Annotated in this window: 15 protein-coding genes; 10 read left to right on the top strand and 5 right to left on the bottom strand. The window is 63.1% G+C overall.

What is annotated here, in order from left to right:
• The first annotated feature begins 3 nt into the window (after positions 1–3).
• Positions 4–1,026 (top strand): substrate-binding domain-containing protein, encoded by a 1,023-nt coding sequence (locus tag GM676_RS15145; protein ID WP_155464492.1) that lies wholly within the window; start codon positions 4–6, stop codon positions 1,024–1,026.
• Between the two features lie 43 nt (positions 1,027–1,069).
• Positions 1,070–1,471 (top strand): hypothetical protein, encoded by a 402-nt coding sequence (locus GM676_RS15140; protein WP_155464491.1) that lies wholly within the window; start codon positions 1,070–1,072, stop codon positions 1,469–1,471.
• On the opposite strand, the gene GM676_RS15135 is transcribed toward GM676_RS15140, so the two are convergent.
• The gene (locus GM676_RS15135; protein ID WP_155464490.1) at positions 1,465–1,878 is read right to left on the bottom strand and encodes a RidA family protein; all 414 of its coding nucleotides are present in this window, start codon (positions 1,876–1,878) and stop codon (positions 1,465–1,467) included. The two genes, GM676_RS15140 and GM676_RS15135, sit on opposite strands and share 7 nt — an antisense overlap.
• A 67-nt stretch (positions 1,879–1,945) precedes the next feature.
• Here GM676_RS15135 and soxR point away from each other — a divergent pair, with 67 nt between their 5' ends.
• Positions 1,946–2,377: a redox-sensitive transcriptional activator SoxR gene (soxR, locus tag GM676_RS15130; protein ID WP_155464489.1), complete on the top strand. Its 432-nt coding sequence runs from the start codon at positions 1,946–1,948 to the stop codon at positions 2,375–2,377.
• A 272-nt stretch (positions 2,378–2,649) separates the two neighbouring features.
• Complete coding sequence (locus GM676_RS15125; RefSeq protein WP_155464488.1) at positions 2,650–4,095, top strand: pectate lyase family protein; 1,446 nt, start codon at positions 2,650–2,652, stop codon at positions 4,093–4,095.
• Between the two features lie 10 nt (positions 4,096–4,105).
• Here GM676_RS15125 and icmF read toward each other — a convergent pair whose 3' ends face one another.
• The 3 genes from icmF to GM676_RS15110 all read right to left on the bottom strand — a co-directional run bounded on the left by icmF (position 4,106) and on the right by GM676_RS15110 (position 12,017).
• Positions 4,106–7,393, bottom strand: a complete 3,288-nt coding sequence (gene icmF, locus GM676_RS15120) for a fused isobutyryl-CoA mutase/GTPase IcmF (protein WP_155464487.1) — start codon at positions 7,391–7,393, stop codon at positions 4,106–4,108.
• Positions 7,394–7,419: 26 nt separating this feature from the next.
• Positions 7,420–10,923 (bottom strand): indolepyruvate ferredoxin oxidoreductase family protein, encoded by a 3,504-nt coding sequence (locus GM676_RS15115; RefSeq protein WP_229262703.1) that lies wholly within the window; start codon positions 10,921–10,923, stop codon positions 7,420–7,422.
• 164 nt (positions 10,924–11,087) lie between these two features.
• A complete protein-coding gene (locus GM676_RS15110; RefSeq protein ID WP_155464485.1) occupies positions 11,088–12,017 on the bottom strand; it encodes a LysR substrate-binding domain-containing protein in 930 nt (309 codons plus the stop codon).
• A gap of 78 nt (positions 12,018–12,095) precedes the next feature.
• Here GM676_RS15110 and GM676_RS15105 point away from each other — a divergent pair, with 78 nt between their 5' ends.
• On the top strand, positions 12,096–13,319 hold the full coding sequence (locus GM676_RS15105) for an HD-GYP domain-containing protein (protein ID WP_155464484.1): 1,224 nt from the start codon (positions 12,096–12,098) through the stop codon (positions 13,317–13,319).
• Between the two features lie 2 nt (positions 13,320–13,321).
• Here the strand turns inward: GM676_RS15105 and GM676_RS15100 are convergent, their stop codons facing one another.
• On the bottom strand, positions 13,322–14,365 hold the full coding sequence (locus GM676_RS15100; protein ID WP_155464483.1) for a GGDEF domain-containing protein: 1,044 nt from the start codon (positions 14,363–14,365) through the stop codon (positions 13,322–13,324).
• Between the two features lie 256 nt (positions 14,366–14,621).
• On the opposite strand from GM676_RS15100, the gene GM676_RS15095 reads away from it, so the two are divergent.
• From GM676_RS15095 to GM676_RS15075, 5 genes are all read left to right on the top strand, one after another.
• Positions 14,622–14,804 (top strand): Flp family type IVb pilin, encoded by a 183-nt coding sequence (locus GM676_RS15095; protein WP_155464482.1) that lies wholly within the window; start codon positions 14,622–14,624, stop codon positions 14,802–14,804.
• 53 nt (positions 14,805–14,857) lie between these two features.
• On the top strand, positions 14,858–15,388 hold the full coding sequence (locus GM676_RS15090) for an A24 family peptidase (RefSeq protein WP_155464481.1): 531 nt from the start codon (positions 14,858–14,860) through the stop codon (positions 15,386–15,388).
• An 87-nt stretch (positions 15,389–15,475) separates the two neighbouring features.
• Complete coding sequence (locus GM676_RS15085) at positions 15,476–16,849, top strand: DUF8689 domain-containing protein (protein WP_155464480.1); 1,374 nt, start codon at positions 15,476–15,478, stop codon at positions 16,847–16,849.
• Positions 16,846–17,682, top strand: a complete 837-nt coding sequence (gene cpaB, locus GM676_RS15080; protein WP_155464479.1) for a Flp pilus assembly protein CpaB — start codon at positions 16,846–16,848, stop codon at positions 17,680–17,682. Before GM676_RS15085 ends, cpaB begins: the two co-directional genes overlap by 4 nt.
• Positions 17,683–17,689: 7 nt before the next feature.
• On the top strand, positions 17,690–17,887 hold a 198-nt coding region (locus GM676_RS15075; protein WP_211923237.1), incomplete at its 3' end, for a hypothetical protein.

The raw sequence follows: 17,887 nt of genomic DNA, 5'->3' as shown, positions 1-17,887 counted from the left end.
GCCATGAACCTCGCGCATCTTGCAAATCATCTTGGTATGTCGAAGACCACGGTGAGCCGCGCGTTAAACGGTTACCCTGAGGTCAATGTGCGCACCCGCGAGCGCGTGTTGAAGGCGGCCAAGGAGGTTGGCTACCAGCCAAATCCGATGGCGCGTTCACTGGCGCTGGGGCGCACCAACGTGTTCGGCATCATCTATCCGCTGCAACCGGCGGATCTGGGCGACTCCATGTTCCTGGAGGTGATGGCCGGCATGTCGGCCGCGTTGGAAGAGGTCTCCAAGAGTTTGATCATTGCGCCGGTGTCGCCGGCGGCGGAGCAGCGCTCGTACCAGCAGATCGTGCGCGGACGGCGCGTCGATGGCCTGGTGGTGGGGCGCACGCTGGTGCGCGACGAGCGCATCGCCTTCCTCAGCAAAGCCAAGTTTCCCTTTGTCGCGCACGGACGCACGGAGCTCAACGCGCCGTATGCGTGGTTCGACTACGACAACGAGGCCGGCATCCGCATGGCGATGGAGCGCCTGCTGGGGCTGGGCCACCAGCGCGTGGCCCTGATCAGCGCACCGCTGGAATTGAACTTCGCGCGGCAGCGCAAGGACAGCTTCACGGCGTGCATGTCTGCGGCCGGTCTGGGCATCGATACGCGCTACCTGATCGACAATACGCTGGACCGGCGCAGCGGCCACCAGGCCATGCAACAGCTGCTGGCCTGCTCGCCGCGGCCGACGGCGGTAATCGTCGACAACCACCTGTCCGGCGTCGGCGCCATGCGCGCGCTGCTGGATGCGGGCGTGGAAATCGGCAAAGAGATTTCCGTCATCGTCTGGGGCAATATGGCCGACACGCTGTCGGGCATCAACGTCACCACCGTCGACCAGCCCGATCCGCGCCGCGCCGGCGCCCGCATGGTCGCCATGCTGCAATCGCTGGTCGAAGGCACCCCCGCCAGCGAACTGCACGAATTATGGCAACCCATTCTGCTGGAAGGCACCACCGTCGGCCCGGTCAGACAGGTTGCGCCAAAGTGAGCTTGCGCACTGTTGCTGTTGGGGTGGCTCGGGATAATGGTGTATGAGAACTTATATAGCTTACGTTAGCTTTGCGTTGTTGATCGGCGGCTGTGCCAGTGTGCAGCGTCCCGCTGCGCCTCTGGTGCTGGAGAATACGGGCACGGAGTATCCGACCATGTGCATGCTGTTGCAAGCGGATGGCGGTCTGGTGTTCCGTGGCGGTTTTGCGTTTTATAGCCCGGCCACGTGGCGGCGCGCGGATGGCGATATTTTGATTATCACGCTGGGCGGCAAGGAGCCGTTCCCTGCGGAGGTGTTCAGGGAACAGCTATCCAAACATGACGGTCTGCTCGGATTTGACCAGAAGCGACGGGAGATTTCTTACCGCTTCAATGACAAGAGCGAGTTCCTCAATTTTGGCAATTACTACTTCTATCGCGCGGCGGCTTGCCACGCTCAGTAAATCTCGTCTCCCATTGGCTGCACGGCGGTCGCTTCAATCTCAAACAGCATGCCGTCCAGGGCCAGACGCGGCACCGGTATCAGTGTGCAGGCAGGTGCCGGTTCATCGCCCCACATGGCGCGCAAGGCGGCGCTGAAAATGGCGAGCCTTGCCTCGCTGTGATCGACTATCAACGCGGTGACTTTGCCGACATGCGTGTGACGCGCACCTGCGGCATCCAGCGCGGTTTGCAGATTACGCAGCGCCTGCTCCACCTGTGTTTTGAAATCTGCCGACAACTCGCCATCCGCATTCTCGCCGCCCTGGCCGGCGATATAGATGATGCGCGCCGGTGCTTCGGCGACGACGACGTGGCTATAACCATTGGGACGCGGGTCATACAGACTGGTGGGGTTAATGAATTTCATGGTGTCCTTCAGCAGTGAATGTGAGCATACTATAAAATCTCAACTTAACTTGAGGTCAAGCGAATTTATGATATCCAGGGAACTAGGCGTGGGCGAGCTGGCGGAGCGGGCCGGTGTCGCCGTCTCCACGCTGCATTTTTATGAAGCCAAGGGACTGATACATTCCGTTCGCACCAGCGGCAACCAGCGCCGCTACGCGCGCTCCGTACTGCGCCGCATCGCTGTCATCAAAGTCGCCCAGCGCGTCGGCTTGCCATTGGCGGAGATTGCGCGGGCACTGGATGCGCTGCCCTCGGGCCGCACGCCCACTGTCGCCGATTGGCGCCGGCTGTCCGCCGCCTGGAAACAGGAACTGGAAGATCGCATCAAGACGCTGACCCAGTTGCGCGATCAACTGGACGGCTGCATCGGCTGCGGATGCCTGTCGCTCAAAGCCTGCCCCTTGCGCAACGCCGATGACGGGCTGGCGCGGCAAGGCGCGGGGCCGCACTTCACGTAGTTGCATAATTTTTTAAGCAGGATTAGTATTTATTCATTGTTGGCGGCGTGGTTTTTTTCGCCGCCGATTCCTGACCAGCGCGAACTCGGCTTCCCGGTCCTCTTCGCAAAGGCGGCAGGTACGCAAGGTGCCTGCTTCGGTCATTCCGGTTGGATGACCGAATATTGATCCGTACCCTCCCGTAAGCTGTCCCGTTTTGCCATCGGCAAGGTATAGACACGCGGGTATGGATTGTCGCGAGCTCACAGTGATGTTCAATATTGGAGACAACCATGAAATATCCACTCGCTGTTGCCGGCATGCTGCTGGCTTCCTCCGTGCACGCCGCCGCCATCGACGCCAAAACCCTGGTCGGCGCCAGCACGCCTTTGCAGGTCGCCCAGTACGGCGTGCGCAATTACTCGGCGCCCGTGCTGGTCGACGGATTGCACGATCCCGCCAGCTATGCGGCCGCCCCCAAGCTGCCGGCATGGCAGTTTGCCGCGGCCGATCCGACCGGCGGCGTCCTCACATTCGAGCGCGACCCGGCGCCGGCCACCGGCTGGCACGCCCAGTCGCGCAAAGGCCCCGTGCTGGTGACTGGTGGCGGCTCGGCCATTGCGAACCGCGTCTACACGGTGTACAACGGCCAGCAACTGGTGGCCGCCATCAATGAAGCCGGCAACGATCCCAAGATCATTCGCGTGATTGGCCATATCGATTTGCGCTGGAGCCAGAACAACACCGTCTTCCGCGAATACACCAGCTATTCGGACCAGAAATATGGCGGTTCGATTGCGCTGCCGTCCAACACCACGCTGGTTGGCATCAATGACGCGCAAGGCCGGCCGGCACGCATTACCGGCACCGCGTTGCTGATAGGCGGCGAGCTGCCGCTGACCGCCGGCGGAGATCCCGAGGCGGATTTCAAGAAGTGGATTGCCGACGGCAAGGACGGCGAAGACTATCCCACCTGGACCCGTAACGTCATCGTGCGCAACCTGGTCATCGATACGCCGTGGGATGTGAATCCCGAGGACGCCGATAACGCCTACGCCGATGGCCTGACCGTCTCGCGCGGCCAGAACATCTATCTTGACCATCTCACCATCAGCGACGGCGATACGCCCGATTCGCTGGCGACCGGCACTTACGACACGCGTCACGACGGTGCGCTGGACGTGGTGCGTGGCAGCGACTATGTCACGATCTCCAATAGCTACTTCGGCAAGCACCACAAGACCACGCTGGTGGGAAATGGTGACTCCGGCCGCGCGTGGAGCGACGAGGGGCGTCTGCATGTGACCTTCAGCGGCAACTGGTGGGATGGGGCGACGACCCGGCTGCCGCTGAACCGCTATGGCCAGGTACATATGTTCAACAACCTGATCTCAGGTAGCACCTCGACCACGAACACAGACATCAAGTTTGAAAGCGGCAGCGATGCGCGGTATCGCTCGAACATGCTGCTGGAGAACCAGTATTACAACATCACCGGTCTTAAACTGGCTGAGTTCTGCGGCAAAGCCATCAAGGGCAAGAGCTTCATCGGCTTCCGCTCATCGGGCCATGTGTTCACCAGCGATAAGTCGGGCACGAACGCGGTGGATGGGCAGTGTGGTTATGCGCAGCCGACCGGCGCCAATGTGTGGACGCCGCCGTATGCCTACACGCTGCAAAGCGCCACGGCAACGCTGACCGCGGTGCCCGCGAGTGCGGGCGCCGGGAAGTTGAAGTAGAGCGACAGCTTTACATATTGCGGCGATACTGGCCGCCGACTTCGAACAGGGCGGTGGTGATCTGGCCCAGTGAGCAGACCCGCACGGCGTCCATCAGTTTTTCGAAGACGTTGGCGTTGTCGATGGCGGCTTGCTGCAATGCGGCCAGCGCTTGTGGCGCGCTGGCCGCGTTGCGCGCGTGGAAGTCCTCCAGGCGCTTGAGCTGCGATTGCTTCTCATCGTCGGTGGAACGCGCCAGCTCGATCTGCGCTGGCGCCGCCGCGCCTTTCGGATTGCGGAAGGTGTTGACGCCGATGATGGGCAGCGTGCCGTCGTGCTTTTGATGCTCGTACAGCATCGACTCCTCTTGAATCTTGCCGCGCTGGTAGCCGGTCTCCATCGCGCCCAGCACACCGCCACGCTCCGCGATGCGCTCGAACTCTTGCAGCACCGCTTCTTCCACCAGATCCGTCAATTCGTCCATGATGAACGAGCCCTGGTTTGGGTTTTCGTTCTTGGCCAGGCCCCATTCGCGGTTGATGATCAGCTGGATCGCCAGTGCGCGGCGCACCGATTCGTCGGTCGGCGTGGTGATGGCTTCGTCGTAGGCATTGGTGTGCAGCGAGTTGCAGTTATCGTAGATGGCGATCAGCGCTTGCAGCGTGGTGCGGATGTCGTTGAAGTCGATCTCCTGCGCGTGCAGCGAACGGCCCGAGGTCTGCACGTGATACTTGAGCTTTTGCGAGCGGTCGTTGGCGCCGTATTTGTCGCGCATCGCCACGGCCCAGATGCGACGGGCCACGCGGCCCAGCACCGTGTATTCCGGGTCCATGCCGTTCGAGAAGAAGAACGACAGGTTGGGCGCGAAGTCGTCGATGTGCATGCCGCGCGCCAGGTAGGCCTCCACAAAGGTGAAGCCGTTCGACAGCGTGAACGCCAGCTGCGAGATCGGATTCGCGCCCGCTTCGGCGATGTGGTAGCCGGAGATGGACACCGAGTAGAAGTTGCGCACCTGATGGTGCACGAAGTACTCCTGGATATCGCCCATCACTTTCAGCGAGAACTCGGTGGAGAAGATGCAGGTGTTCTGCCCTTGGTCTTCCTTCAGGATGTCCGCCTGCACGGTGCCGCGCACGTTTTGCAGTACCCATGCCTTGATCTTCGAAGCTTCGTCGGCGCTAGGCTGGCGTTTGTTCTCTTCGACGAATTTGTCGATCTGCTGGTCGATGGCGGTGTTCATGAACATCGCCAGGATGGTCGGCGCCGGGCCGTTGATGGTCATCGATACCGAGGTGCTTGGGCTGCACAGATTGAAGCCGTCGTACAGCACCTTCATGTCGTCCAGCGTGGCGATCGACACGCCCGAGTTGCCAACCTTGCCGTAGATGTCCGGACGCAGCGCCGGATCGGCGCCGTACAAGGTCACCGAGTCGAACGCGGTCGACAGGCGCTTGGCGTCCATGCCGGTGGAGACCAGCTTGAAGCGGCGGTTGGTGCGGAAGGCATCGCCCTCGCCGGCGAACATGCGGGTTGGATCTTCGCCCTCCCGCTTGAAGGCGAACACGCCGGCGGTGAAGGGGAAGGAGCCCGGTACGTTTTCCAGCATCAGGAAGCGCAGGATTTCACCATGGTCCTCATAACGCGGCAGCGCCACCTTGCGGATGCGCGTGCCGGACAGCGTGTGCTGCACGAGGCGGGTGCGGATTTCCTTGTCGCGGATTTTCACCACGTAGTCGTCGCCGGCGTAGGCGGCTTGCATGTCGGGCCATTGCGCCAGCAGCTTTTTGGCGCTGGCGTCCATTTCAGCATCGCGCTCGGCGATCAGGTCGTCGAAATCGGCGGCTTTGTGGGCGATGGCCAGCATGCGTTTGGATTCGCTCAACTGCTGGCGTTCGCGCGCCAGCGTGACTTGCTTGCGGGTGAAGCGGTGGTAGCCGCGCACGGTGTCGGCAATCTCCGCCAGGTAGCGCGCGCGTGCCGGCGGCACGATGACGTTCTTGCCGCTGGAGTGGCGTACATCGGCCGCAATCAGCTTGCCCGCTTGCGCGCGCAGGCCCAGTTGCACGAGGCGCGGCAGCAGGCCCTGATACAGTGCGGTCACGCCATCGTCGTTGAAGCGCGAGGCCTGCGTGCCGTACACCGGCATCTCTTCCGGACGCTTGCTCCACAGTTCGCGGTTGCGCTGGTACTGCTTGGCGACGTCGCGCAGCGCGTCTTGCGCACCCTTGCGGTCAAATTTGTTGATGGCGATGAAGTCGGCGAAATCGAGCATGTCGATTTTTTCCAGCTGCGAGGCGGCGCCGAATTCCGGCGTCATCACGTACATGGAGACATCCACGTGCGGCACGATGGCGGCGTCGCCCTGGCCGATGCCGGAGGTTTCAACGATCACCAGATCGAAGCCGGCCACCTTGCAGGCGGCGATAACGTCCGGCAGCGCCTGCGAAATCTCGGAACCTGCTTCGCGCGTGGCCAACGAGCGCATGAACACGCGCGACTGGCCGGCCCATGGATTGATGGCATTCATGCGGATACGGTCGCCCAGCAGCGCGCCGCCCGATTTGCGGCGCGATGGGTCGATCGAGATCACGGCGATGTTCAGCGCATCGCCCTGATCGAGGCGGACGCGGCGTATCAGTTCATCGGTCAGCGAGGATTTTCCGGCGCCGCCGGTGCCGGTGATGCCCAGCGTGGGCACCGGCAGGTCTTCGGCCGCCGCCAGCAGCTCGGTGCGCAGCGCCGGCGCGGCTTTGTCGTTCTCCAGGGCGGTGATCAACTGCGCCAGCGGGCGATGGCGCGCGGCGATATCGCCTTCACGCAGCGGCGCCAGCGAGGTTGGCGAGTATGGCGACAGGTCGATGTCGCACTGCTGCACCATCCACTGGATCATGCCGACCAGGCCCATGCGCTGGCCATCTTCCGGACTAAAGATTTTGGTGACGCCGTAGGCATGCAGCTCTTCGATTTCGTGCGGCACGATCACACCGCCGCCGCCACCGAATACCTTGATGTGCGCACCGCCGCGCTGGCGCAGCAGGTCGATCATGTATTTGAAATATTCAACGTGGCCGCCCTGGTAGCTGGAGATGGCGATGCCCTGCACGTCTTCCGCCAGCGCGGCGGTCACCACTTCATCCACCGAACGGTTATGGCCGAGGTGTACCACCTCCACGCCATTCGATTGCAGGATGCGGCGCATGATGTTGATCGACGCGTCGTGGCCGTCGAACAGCGAGGCCGCGGTAACGAAGCGAACCTTGTTCTTGACGCGCGGCTGGTCGTCCACAGCCGCGATTTTCGGGGTCGAGAGATCGTTCATTGGTGTCCCTTATATTTTTTTAATCATTATATGTACTGTGCCATCAGGCGCGCTTTTTCGGTGCGGAAGGTGGCGACCGCCTTTTCCTTCACATGGCCGAAGCCGCGCACTTTCTCCGGCAGCGCGGCCAGATCGACGGCGGTGGCGTGGTTGTCCGCATTCAGCCTGGCCAGCAGCGACGCCACCATCTCGCGATATTCAACAATCAGCGCGCGCTCCATCTTGCGTTCTTCGGTGTAGCCGAAGATGTCGAAGGCGGTGCCGCGCAGGCCTTTCAGCCTGGCTAGCACTTTGAAAGCGCTCCACATCCACGAGCCGAATTCCGCCTTCACCAGATGGCCCTTGGCGTCCTTCCTCGCGAACAGCGGCGGCGCCAGGTTGAACTTGACGCTGAAGTTACCTTCGAACTGCGATTGCAGCTGTTCGACGAAACGGCCGTCGGTGTACAGCCGCGCCACTTCGTATTCATCCTTGTAGGCCATCAGCTTGAAGTAGGATTTGGCGACAGCGGTGGACAGCTTGTTGCCCAGGCCGAGCGAGTTTTCCTTGGCGCGCACTTGCGCCACCAGTTCCGAGTAGGCGTCTGCGTAGGCGGCGTTCTGGTAGCCGGTCAGGAAGACCATGCGCTTGGCGACGATGGTGTCCAGGCTTTGCGGCATCTGTACCACGATGGCTTGCGCCGGCGTGGCGGTGTGCTCGACGCGCTTGAGATCCACCGCCGCGCGGCGTCCCCACAGGAAGCTCTTCTTGTTGGAGGCGACGGCCACGCCATTCAGTTCGATCGCGCGCAGCAGCGATTCCTCTTTCAGCGGGATACGGCCGCGCTGCCAGGCGTAGCCCAGCATGAACAGGTTGGCGGCGATCGAGTCGCCCATCAGCGCGGTGGCGAGCTTGGTGGCGTCGATGAAGTCGGCGGCGCCGGCACCGACCGATTCCTCGATCAGCGCGCGCACGTCGGCCGCTGGGTACTGCCAGTCGGCGTTTTGCGCGAAGGTGCCGGGCGGCTGCTCGTGCAGGTTGACGATGGCCAGCGTACGGCCCGGGCGCATCTTCGATACCGCATCGGCGGCGCCAGCGGTCAGCATGTCGCAACCGAGGATGACGTCCGCTTCGCCGGTGGCGATGCGCTGCGCGCGCAGATGCTCAGGGGTGCGGGCGATCTTCACATGCGACGTCACCGAACCGTTTTTCTGCGACATGCCAGTCATGTCCAGCACCGAGGCGCCTTTGCCTTCGATGTGCGCGGCCATGCCCATCAGCGCGCCCACGGTAATCACGCCGGTGCCGCCGATGCCGTTGATCAGAATGTTGTAAGGATGCTCGCAGTCCGGCAGCGCGGGCACAGGCAGTGCATCCCAGCCGTCATCGCTTTGGGTGGCGCCGGTCTTGGATTTTTTCAGCGCGCCACCTTCCACCGTCACGAAGCTCGGGCAGAAGCCCTTGGTGCACGAGTAGTCCTTGTTGCACGACGATTGATCGATGGTGCGCTTGCGGCCGAATTCCGTTTCCTTCGGCAGGATGGACACGCAGTTGGACTGGACGCCGCAGTCGCCGCAGCCTTCGCACACGGCTTCGTTGATGACCATGCGCTTGGCGATGTCGGGATAAGCGCCGGTTTTGCGGCGACGGCGCTTCTCGGCCGCGCAGGTCTGGTCGTAGATCAGCACCGAAGTGCCCGGCAGTTCGCGCAGTTCGCGCTGGACTGCGTCCATCTCCTTGCGGTCGTGCAGCGACACGATGGACGGCAGCGCCGAACGATCGGTATAGCGCGACAGGTCTTCCGTCACCAGCGCGATACGCTTCACGCCTTCCGCCGCCATCTGCTGCGCGATCATCGGCACCGAGGTCTGACCGTCCACCGGCTGGCCGCCGGTCATGGCGACAGCGTCGTTGTACAAAATCTTGTAGGTGATATTGACCTTGGCCGCCACCGCCGCGCGGATGGCCAGGTAACCGGAGTGGAAGTAGGTGCCGTCGCCCAGATTCTGGAATACGTGCGGCACTTTGGAGAACGCGGCCTGGCCGATCCATGGCGCGCCTTCGCCGCCCATATGGGTGGTGAGCTTGTTGTACTCAGGGTAGATCGAGGTGGCCATGACGTGACAGCCGATGCCGGCCAGCGCGAACGAACCGTCCGGCACCTTGGTCGAGGTGTTGTGCGGGCATCCGGAGCAGTAGAAGGCTGGGCGGAATGGCGTGCTGATGGCCTTCTTCAGCACCGCGTCCTTCTCATCGAGGAAGGTCAGGCGGTTCTTGATCTCTTGCTGGATGTGCGCGTCGCTGATGTAGCGCGCCACGCGGCTGGCGATCACGCGCGCCACTTGCGACACCGAGAAGTCGGCCTTCGGCGGCAGCAGCCACTCGCCGCGCGGCGCCACCCATTCGCCCTTGTCGTCGAACTTGCCGATCACGCGCGGGCGCACGTCGTCGCGCCAGTTGTACAGCTGTTCCTTCAGTTGATATTCGACGAACTGGCGTTTTTCCTCCACCACCAGAATCTCGTCCAGGCCCTGTGCGAATTCGCGCACGCTGTCCGGCTCCAGCGGCCATGGCATGGCGACCTTGAACAGGCGCAGGCCGACCTTGGCGGCCATCTCTTCATCGATGCCCAGTTCTTCCAGCGCTTCCAGCACGTCCAGATACGATTTGCCGGAGGCGATGATGCCCAGCTTGGCGTCTTTCGAATCGATGGTGATGTGATTCAGCTTGTTCTCGCGCGCATAGGCCAGCGCGGCGTAGATTTTGTAGTCCTGCATCAGCGCTTCCTGATTGCGCGCCTGCTGGCCCAGCGGAATGCTGGACAGGCGCGCATTCAGGCCGCCTTCCGGCATCACGAAGTCTTTCGGAATCCTGGTCTCGACACGGAACGGATCGGCGTCGATCGAGGCCGACGACTCCACCGTGTCGGCCAGCGCCTTGAACGCCACCGCGCAACCGGAGAAGCGCGACATGGCCCAGCCGTGGATGCCGAGGTCCAGATACTCCTGCACATTGCAAGGGTAGAGCACCGGCACCATGCAGGCCGAGAAGATGTGATCCGACTGGTGCGGCAGCGTGGACGAATACGCGCCGTGGTCGTCGCCGGCCACCAGCAGCACGCCGCCGTGCTTCGAGGTGCCGGCATGGTTCATGTGCTTGAAGACGTCGCCGCAGCGGTCCACACCCGGGCCTTTGCCGTACCACATGGCGAACACGCCGTCGTATTTGGATTCACCGATCAGATCCACCTGCTGCGAGCCCCACACGGCGGTCGCCGCCAAGTCCTCGTTCACGCCCGGCACGAACTGCACGTTGTGCGCTTCGAGGTGCGGCTTGGCCTTCCACAGGTTTTCATCGAGGCCGCCCAGCGGCGAGCCGCGGTAGCCGGAAATGAAGCCGGCCGTGTTCAGGCCCGCCATCTTGTCGCGCACCTGCTGCATCATCGGCAGGCGCACGAGGGCCTGGATGCCGGACAGGAAAATGGTGCCTTTGGTGGAAGTGTATTTGTCGTCGAGGCTCACGGACGTGAGCGAGCTGCTGCCGTCTGGCATGGTGGTGTCTCCGTTCTTGTAGTCAGATCGCGCTCGAACTGGGGGATGCCGGGTGGGCATGCCAGGTTCAGGCCACTAACCGCTGGTGGGCGGTTCTATGACCAGTATGGGCGCTACTTGACGTATACGGAAATATCGTTTGCCGATAGGGGTATAAGAAAAACTTATATCGGTGTTGCGCCGGGCCAACTGCCATCGGCGCACAGCTGGTCGCTGACTTGCCGCACCAGTCGGCTGATGGCGGCAGCGGCATTGGTCAGCGGAATGTTGCGTGAAGCACACAGCACCACGGTGCGCGAAATCGGCGGGCTATGGATGCGCTGGGCACGCAACGTGCCGCGCTGAAGTTCGTCCAGGACAGGCGCGGACGGCAAAATAGTGGCGCCCATGTCGGCCAGCAGGGCCGATTTGAGGATGGCGATGGAGTTGATCTCAATCACATTGCCGACGCTCAGGCCGGCCTCGCGCGCCACGCTTTCGATGCGCGGTCGCACGCCATGTTGCAGACCCGGCAGGATCAGCATGGCCTGCAAAGCCTGCTCTAGCGTGAGTGAATGCTCACTTTGAGCATACGCCGCGTCGGCGCGGCAAATGAATTGCAGTTCCTCCTCGGCCAGCGGCGTGGTGGCGAACTGGCTGAGCTGGCCGTCGTCGAACAGCACCGCCAGGTTGACGCGGCCGGACTTGAGCTGGTCGCTCAGGTTGCCGGTCAGTTCCTCGGTCAATTGGAGACTGATTTCCGGGTAATGGGCGCGGGTGGCCATCAGTAGTGGCAGGGCCAGTGCGCCGGAAATGCTGTGCGGCAGCCCCAGCGTGACGCTGCCGCTGGGCCGCTCGGCCGACTGCGCCACCGCCGAGCGGGCGTCGGCCACCTGCTTGAGGATGGCCTGGGCGTGTTCGTAGAACACTTTGCCGGCATCGGTGCTGAGTACGCCCTGGGCGGTCCGGTGCAGCAACTGCACGCCCAGCTCCTCTTCCAGCTGGCGCAACTGCTGGGTCAGCGCCGGCTGGGCGACATGCAAAATCAGCGCCGCACGCGACAGCGAGCCGTGATCGACGATAGCAACAAAATAACGGAGCTGGCGTAATTCCATGTTGTAAATTTAATCCCGGTAGGAAACTGTTTGTTATACTGTGTTAGCGCAGACCGCGCCATTTTGACGGGTAAACGTATGTTAAAGAAAGTCGACTCTTCCCAGCTGAAAGTGGGCATGTACATTCATGACCTGAGCTGCGACTGGATGACCCATCCCTTCGTGCGTAATCGCTTCAAGATCTCCAGCGGCGAGGAAATCCGCAAGATCATCAACGCCGGCATCCACGACGTTGTCATAGACAGCAGCAAGGGCCTGGATGTGGAGGATGCGCCCACGCTGGCCGAAGCACAAGCGGCCACCGAACGGGAAATCGTCGAAATCGTGGCCAAGGCGCCGGTGCAGACCCGCGTGCCGCTGGCCGAGGAAATGCAGCGCGCGGTGCAGATCCGCCATCAGGCCTCGACGCTGGTGCGTACCGTCATGCAGGATGCCCGTCTCGGCAAGGCCATTGAACTGGACCACGTGCAGCCGGTGGTGCAAAACATTACCGAATCGATTTTGCGCAATCCCGGCGCGCTGGTGGGTCTGCTGCGCATCAAGACCAAGGATGACTACACTTTCCTGCACTCGGTCAGCGTGTGCACGCTGCTGGTGGCGTTCTGCCGTTCGCGCAACATTCCGCCCGAGATCACCCACCAGGCCGGCCTCGGCGGGCTGCTGCACGACACCGGCAAGGCGCTGGTGCCGGATCACATCCTCAACAAACCGGGTCCGCTGACCGACGAGGAATTCGCCGTCATCAAGAAACATCCGGAAGACGGCTATAACATCCTGCGCCAGTCGCCGGAGATCGGCCCGATTCCGCTCGACATCACGCTGCACCACCACGAGCGGCGCGACGGCAGCGGCTATCCGAGCAAGCAGGCCAACGACGATATCAGCGAATTGGCGCAGATGGCCGCCATTGTCGACGTGTACGACGCCATTACCGCGGACCGCTGCTATCACAAGGGCATGTCGGCGGCGGCTGCGCTACGCAAGATTTACGAGTGGAGCAAGTTCCACTTCAACCCGCAGTACGCGCAGGAATTCATGCGCTGCGTCGGGATTTATCCGGTCGGCACCATGGTGTTGCTGGAGTCGGGGCGTCTGGGTGTGGTGGTGGAGCCACACGAGACCAATCTGCTGGCGCCCAAGGTCAACGTGTTCTTCCACACCAAGAAGAATGTCTACATCAAGCCGGAAACGGTGGATCTGTCGCGCGGCGTCGGCTTTGGCGGCGGCGACAAGATCGTCGGCCATGAATCGCCGGCCAAGTGGAATGTGGACCCGATGCGCTTCCTGACGGTCGCGGCTTAGGCTTAGAAGAATTCCGCCGTATCGTTGGACGCGATGGCTTGCAGCTTGCCGCCGCTGACCAGCTCGTCGTAGTGGCAGACCAGGTTGCGGCCATGGCTCTTGGCGTAGTACAGCGCCTGGTCGGCATGGCCCAGGATGATCACCGGCGCCTCCAGCGCGCTGATGCTGACAAAGCCCACGCTTACCGTCACCTTGCCCACCTGCGGGAAGTCATGCGCCGCCACGTTCATGCGGAAGCGCTCGATGATTTTCTTGGCGTTGTCCAGCGTGGCCGAACGCAGCAGCACGACAAACTCCTCGCCGCCGAAACGGAACACGCGGTCTTGCGCGCGGAACGAGGAGGTGAGCAGGTTGGCGATCAGGATCAGTACCTCATCGCCGTATAAATGGCCGAAACGGTCGTTAACGTGCTTGAAATGGTCCACGTCCACCACCGCCAGCCATTGCTTTTCTTCTTCGCTGTGGTGGCGGCGCTCCGGTTCGCCCGGCAGGGTGACGGCATCCTGGTCGGTGCAGGCGGCCAGCATCTTGGACAACTGGTCGTCGAAAGTCTTGCGGTTGAGCAGGCCGGTCAGGGAGTCGCGTTCGCTGTAATCCAGCAGGTTCTGGAAGTTGCGGTAGACGCTGACAATCGCGCCGATGACGTGGATGGTTTCCTTGGTGTATGGCGTCGGATTGACCACTTCCAGGCAGGTATCGGCCTTGTCGCCCAGCCAGATCGGCAGCCACAGGGTGTGTTCGTCGGCCTCGTTGGCGACTTCGGCACTCGATTCGTGATTGGCGACGCATTGCGCCAAGGCGGGATAGGTCGTGATCGGTTCGCCCGGATGGTGCTGGTAGGACGTATCCACCATGCGCGCGGCTTCGCCGGCCAGGATCTCGGCGCGCGGACGGACGAAAACCTTTCCCCGCACGGTGGCCAAGGTCAACACACGGACCAGATCGGCGCGGGCAAGCTCCTGCACCGCTGAAATCACCGAGATGTCGAGCATCGTGTGATCGCGGTGACCGGTCATGTCCACCATGTGTTTCAGTAGGGAGTCCATTTGCCTTTCCAAAGAACAGCTAAGCAGGATAATAGCTTTTTGCAATCGAGGCAATTCTTGTGTGCGAAAAAAAACTTCCATTGCCCAATAATGCGACCTTTTTCCTACATTCCCCTTGATCTGCCACTAAAAAGATTCCGCATGGAAAACTTGCGTAGCGTCAACTCTTTAAAACCTGTGGTCCGTATAGTGAACTCAATGGCGCGGCAGGCGTGCGCCAGAGGCTTACCGATGGACTTAACCAAAGGAGTACGACATGAACGCGATTATCGCAGCAGTAAAGGAATTTGGGCGCGAGGAAGACGGGATCACCGCAATTGAGTACGGATTGATCGCCGCCACCATGGTGGCGGTGGTGGTGGGCGCCTTCGCGGTGCTGGGACCGGCGATCAGCACGGCCTTCTCCGGCATCGCCGCTTCCATCACGGCGGCGACGTAAGCGGCAGCTGAGCTTTCCGGCCGCGGCCGGAAAGCTCTTTCGGGAGAACCGTCATGCTGAATGCGATTGAAGTGATCCTGATCTGCCTGGTGGCGCAAGCGGCGCTGACAGATCTGGCCATGCGCAAGATACCGAATGTGCTCATCCTCAGCGGCCTGATGCTGGCGCTGATACTGCACCTGCTGAGCGGGCAGCCGGGGTCGTCGGTGTCGCTGTGGCTGGCCGGCGGTTTCGCCGGCCTTTTTTTATTTCTGCCCCTGTATCTGCTGCGCGGCATGGCCGCCGGCGATGTCAAGCTGATGGCCATGGTGGGGGCGTTTGTCGGGCCGTGGCAGGCGCTGCAAGTTGCCGCGTTGTCGGCCCTGATCGGCGGCGCGATCGCGCTGCTGATGCTGTTGTGGAGCGGACGCTGGCGCGACAGTGCGCGCAATCTGCGCCTGATCTGCAAGCCCTTGCTGCTGCGCCTGCTGGGCGTGCCGCTGATGCCGGTACCGTTGCCGCCGCAGGCCAGCGTGGGCGGCATTCCCTACGGTGTGGCGATCGCGCTCGGCACGGTAGGCCTTGTCGCTTGGCAGCATCATTGAGCTGCGCTTGCTGCACGTCAATGTCCGCAAAGCATGGCTGGCTAAACTTGATTCCACACCGAAATTAGTTTCCTTGCGGAGATAACGATGCTAGCCCTGGAACCGCCGTCCCCCTACACGCAGCTGCTCGATGCCGAGCCGGAAGCCGCGCTGCCGCCGCAACCGAAATCGGTGCGCGACAGCGGCCTGCCGCAGCAGCTGATCGTCGAACTGATCGCCAAGGTGCTCTACCTTGGCGGCAAAAGCCATCTGCCGGTGCTGACCACGCGGCTGCATCTGTCAATCAATGTGCTGCGCGAGGTGCTGGATTTCATGGTGGCCGAGCACGTGGTGGAGGTGGCGTGGCGCGGCGAGTCCGACATCGACGTGCAGTACCAGTTGACGGGCGCCGGCAAGCAGCGCGCCGCCGCCTGGCACGAGCGCTGCCCGTATGTCGGCGCGGCGCCGGTGACGCTGGAGGCGTATCGCGCCGTGGTCGAACGCCTGGCCGCGCAGGCGCCGCAGTTGAACGCCGATGAACTGGCGGCGGAATTCAGCGACGATTTCCTGGCGCCGCAGGTGCAGCGCATGCTGGGTGCGGCCATGCATGCGGGGCGCAGCATGCTGTTGTACGGACCGTCGGGCAGCGGCAAGTCGCTGCTGGCGCGCCGTCTCGGCACGCTGTCGCAAGGCCTGGTGGCGGTACCGCATGCGCTGGTGGTGGGGCAGGACATCGTGCAGGTGTACGACCCTGCCGTGCACCGCCCACCCTTGCCGCGTCAGGCGCGCCTGGCGCAGCAGGCGCCCGAGCGGCGCAGCGGCGATCCGCGCTGGGTACTGTGCCAGCGGCCGGCGGTGGTGCTGGACGCATCGCTCGATGCGGACATGCTGGACTTGCAGCCAGACGCCACCAGTGGCTGCTATCGCGCGCCGCCGCAGCTCAAGGCCAACAACGGCCTGCTGATTGTCGATGACCTGGGCCGCCAGCGCGTGCCGGCGGTCGAGCTGCTGAACCGCTTTACGCAGGCACAGGAGCTGGAGCGCAGCGCCTTGTCGCTGGCCGGTGGTTATCACTTCACGGTGCCGTGCCGCATGCGGCTGGTGTTTGCCACCAGCTTGCCGCCGTCGTCGCTGCTGGACGATGCGGCGTTGCGCCGCGTCGGCTACAAGATTCCGGTGGGCGCGCTGAGCGCCGCCAGTTATCGCACGCTGGTGCGCCAGCAGTGTCTGAGCCTGGGCGTGGCGTATGACGAAGCGGCGCTGCGCTATCTGCTGGACGAGCTGCATGCGGGCGCCGGGTTGCCGCTGCTGGCCTGCTATCCGCGCGAGATCGTCGGCCGGGTGGCGGATTTCGCCGGTTTCATGGGCGAACCGGCGCGCCTCGCCATCGCCACGCTGGACCAGGCCTGGATCAGCATGTTCGCCGGCGCCGATTTTGACTTGCGCGCGGCAGCCGACGATGTGGAGCCGCGAATAGCATGAAGAACCGGCGCGCACTGTTGATGATGGCGCTGGCCATCGTGTTCGGACTGGCGGCGGTGGCGCTGGCTTCGCGCTGGCTGCTGCGGCAGACGCCCGGTTCTTCGAACAAGATTGTGGTGGCGGCGCAGGATGTCAATCTTGGCCAGCGTCTGACGCCGGAGATGCTCAAGCAGATCGACTGGCCGGCCGAGAGCCTGCCACGCGGCGCGCTGCGCGATCACGGCAAGCTGGTAGGGCGCGTGCTGAAAACCAGTGTGCTGCGCGACGAGCCGTTGAGCGAAGCCAAACTGGCGCCGGCCGGCACGCTGGGCGGCTTGTCGGCCCTGATCGCCGAAGGCAAGCGCGCCATCACGGTGCGGGTGAACGATGTGGTGGGCGTGGCGGGATTTGCGCTGCCGGGGAATTTTGTCGACATCATCGTCAACACGCAGTCCAATGACAAGGCGATTTCCAAGATTGTGCTGGAGCGCATACTGGTGCTGGCGGTGGCGCAGGAAGTGGGGCGCGATGAGACCAAGCCGCGCGTGGTGAATGCGGTGACGCTGGAGGTGACGCCGGCGCAGGCCGAGAATCTGGACCTGGCGCGCAGCGTGGGCACGCTGTCGCTGGTGTTGCGCAATCAGGTGGACCCGCGTCCGGGTACCACCGAAGGCGCAACCAAGGGAACGCTGCTTGGCGCGCATGAGCCGCCGCCGGTCGCGCCGCCCGCGTCGGGTACGCCAGCCGCCGAGCCGCCAGCGCCGCCGAAGCCGCGCGTGCTGGCCGCCGCGCCGCGTGCGCGGTCCTGTGTCGGTGTGATCGCAGGCGTGCAGCGCACGCAAGAATGCCTGTGAGCGCGCCATGGATACGTATCGCCAAGCCGCGCTGCCGCGCTTCCCCATGCCGCTCCGCGTACGCCTGCTGGCGGCGGCGTGGACGCTGTGCGCCGCGCTGACGCTGCCGGCACCGGGCCAGGCAGCGACACCCGACGCCGCCTTCGCCACCACCGCCACGCCGGCCACCGTCGTCACGGCCGCCAGGCGGGCTACCGCCTTCGCC

The organism is Duganella radicis (assembly GCF_009720825.1).
Classification (GTDB): Bacteria; Pseudomonadota; Gammaproteobacteria; order Burkholderiales; family Burkholderiaceae_D; genus Rugamonas; species Rugamonas radicis.
The sequence above is the reverse complement of the archived record's forward strand: the minus strand, read 5'-3'. Positions and strand labels throughout refer to the sequence as shown.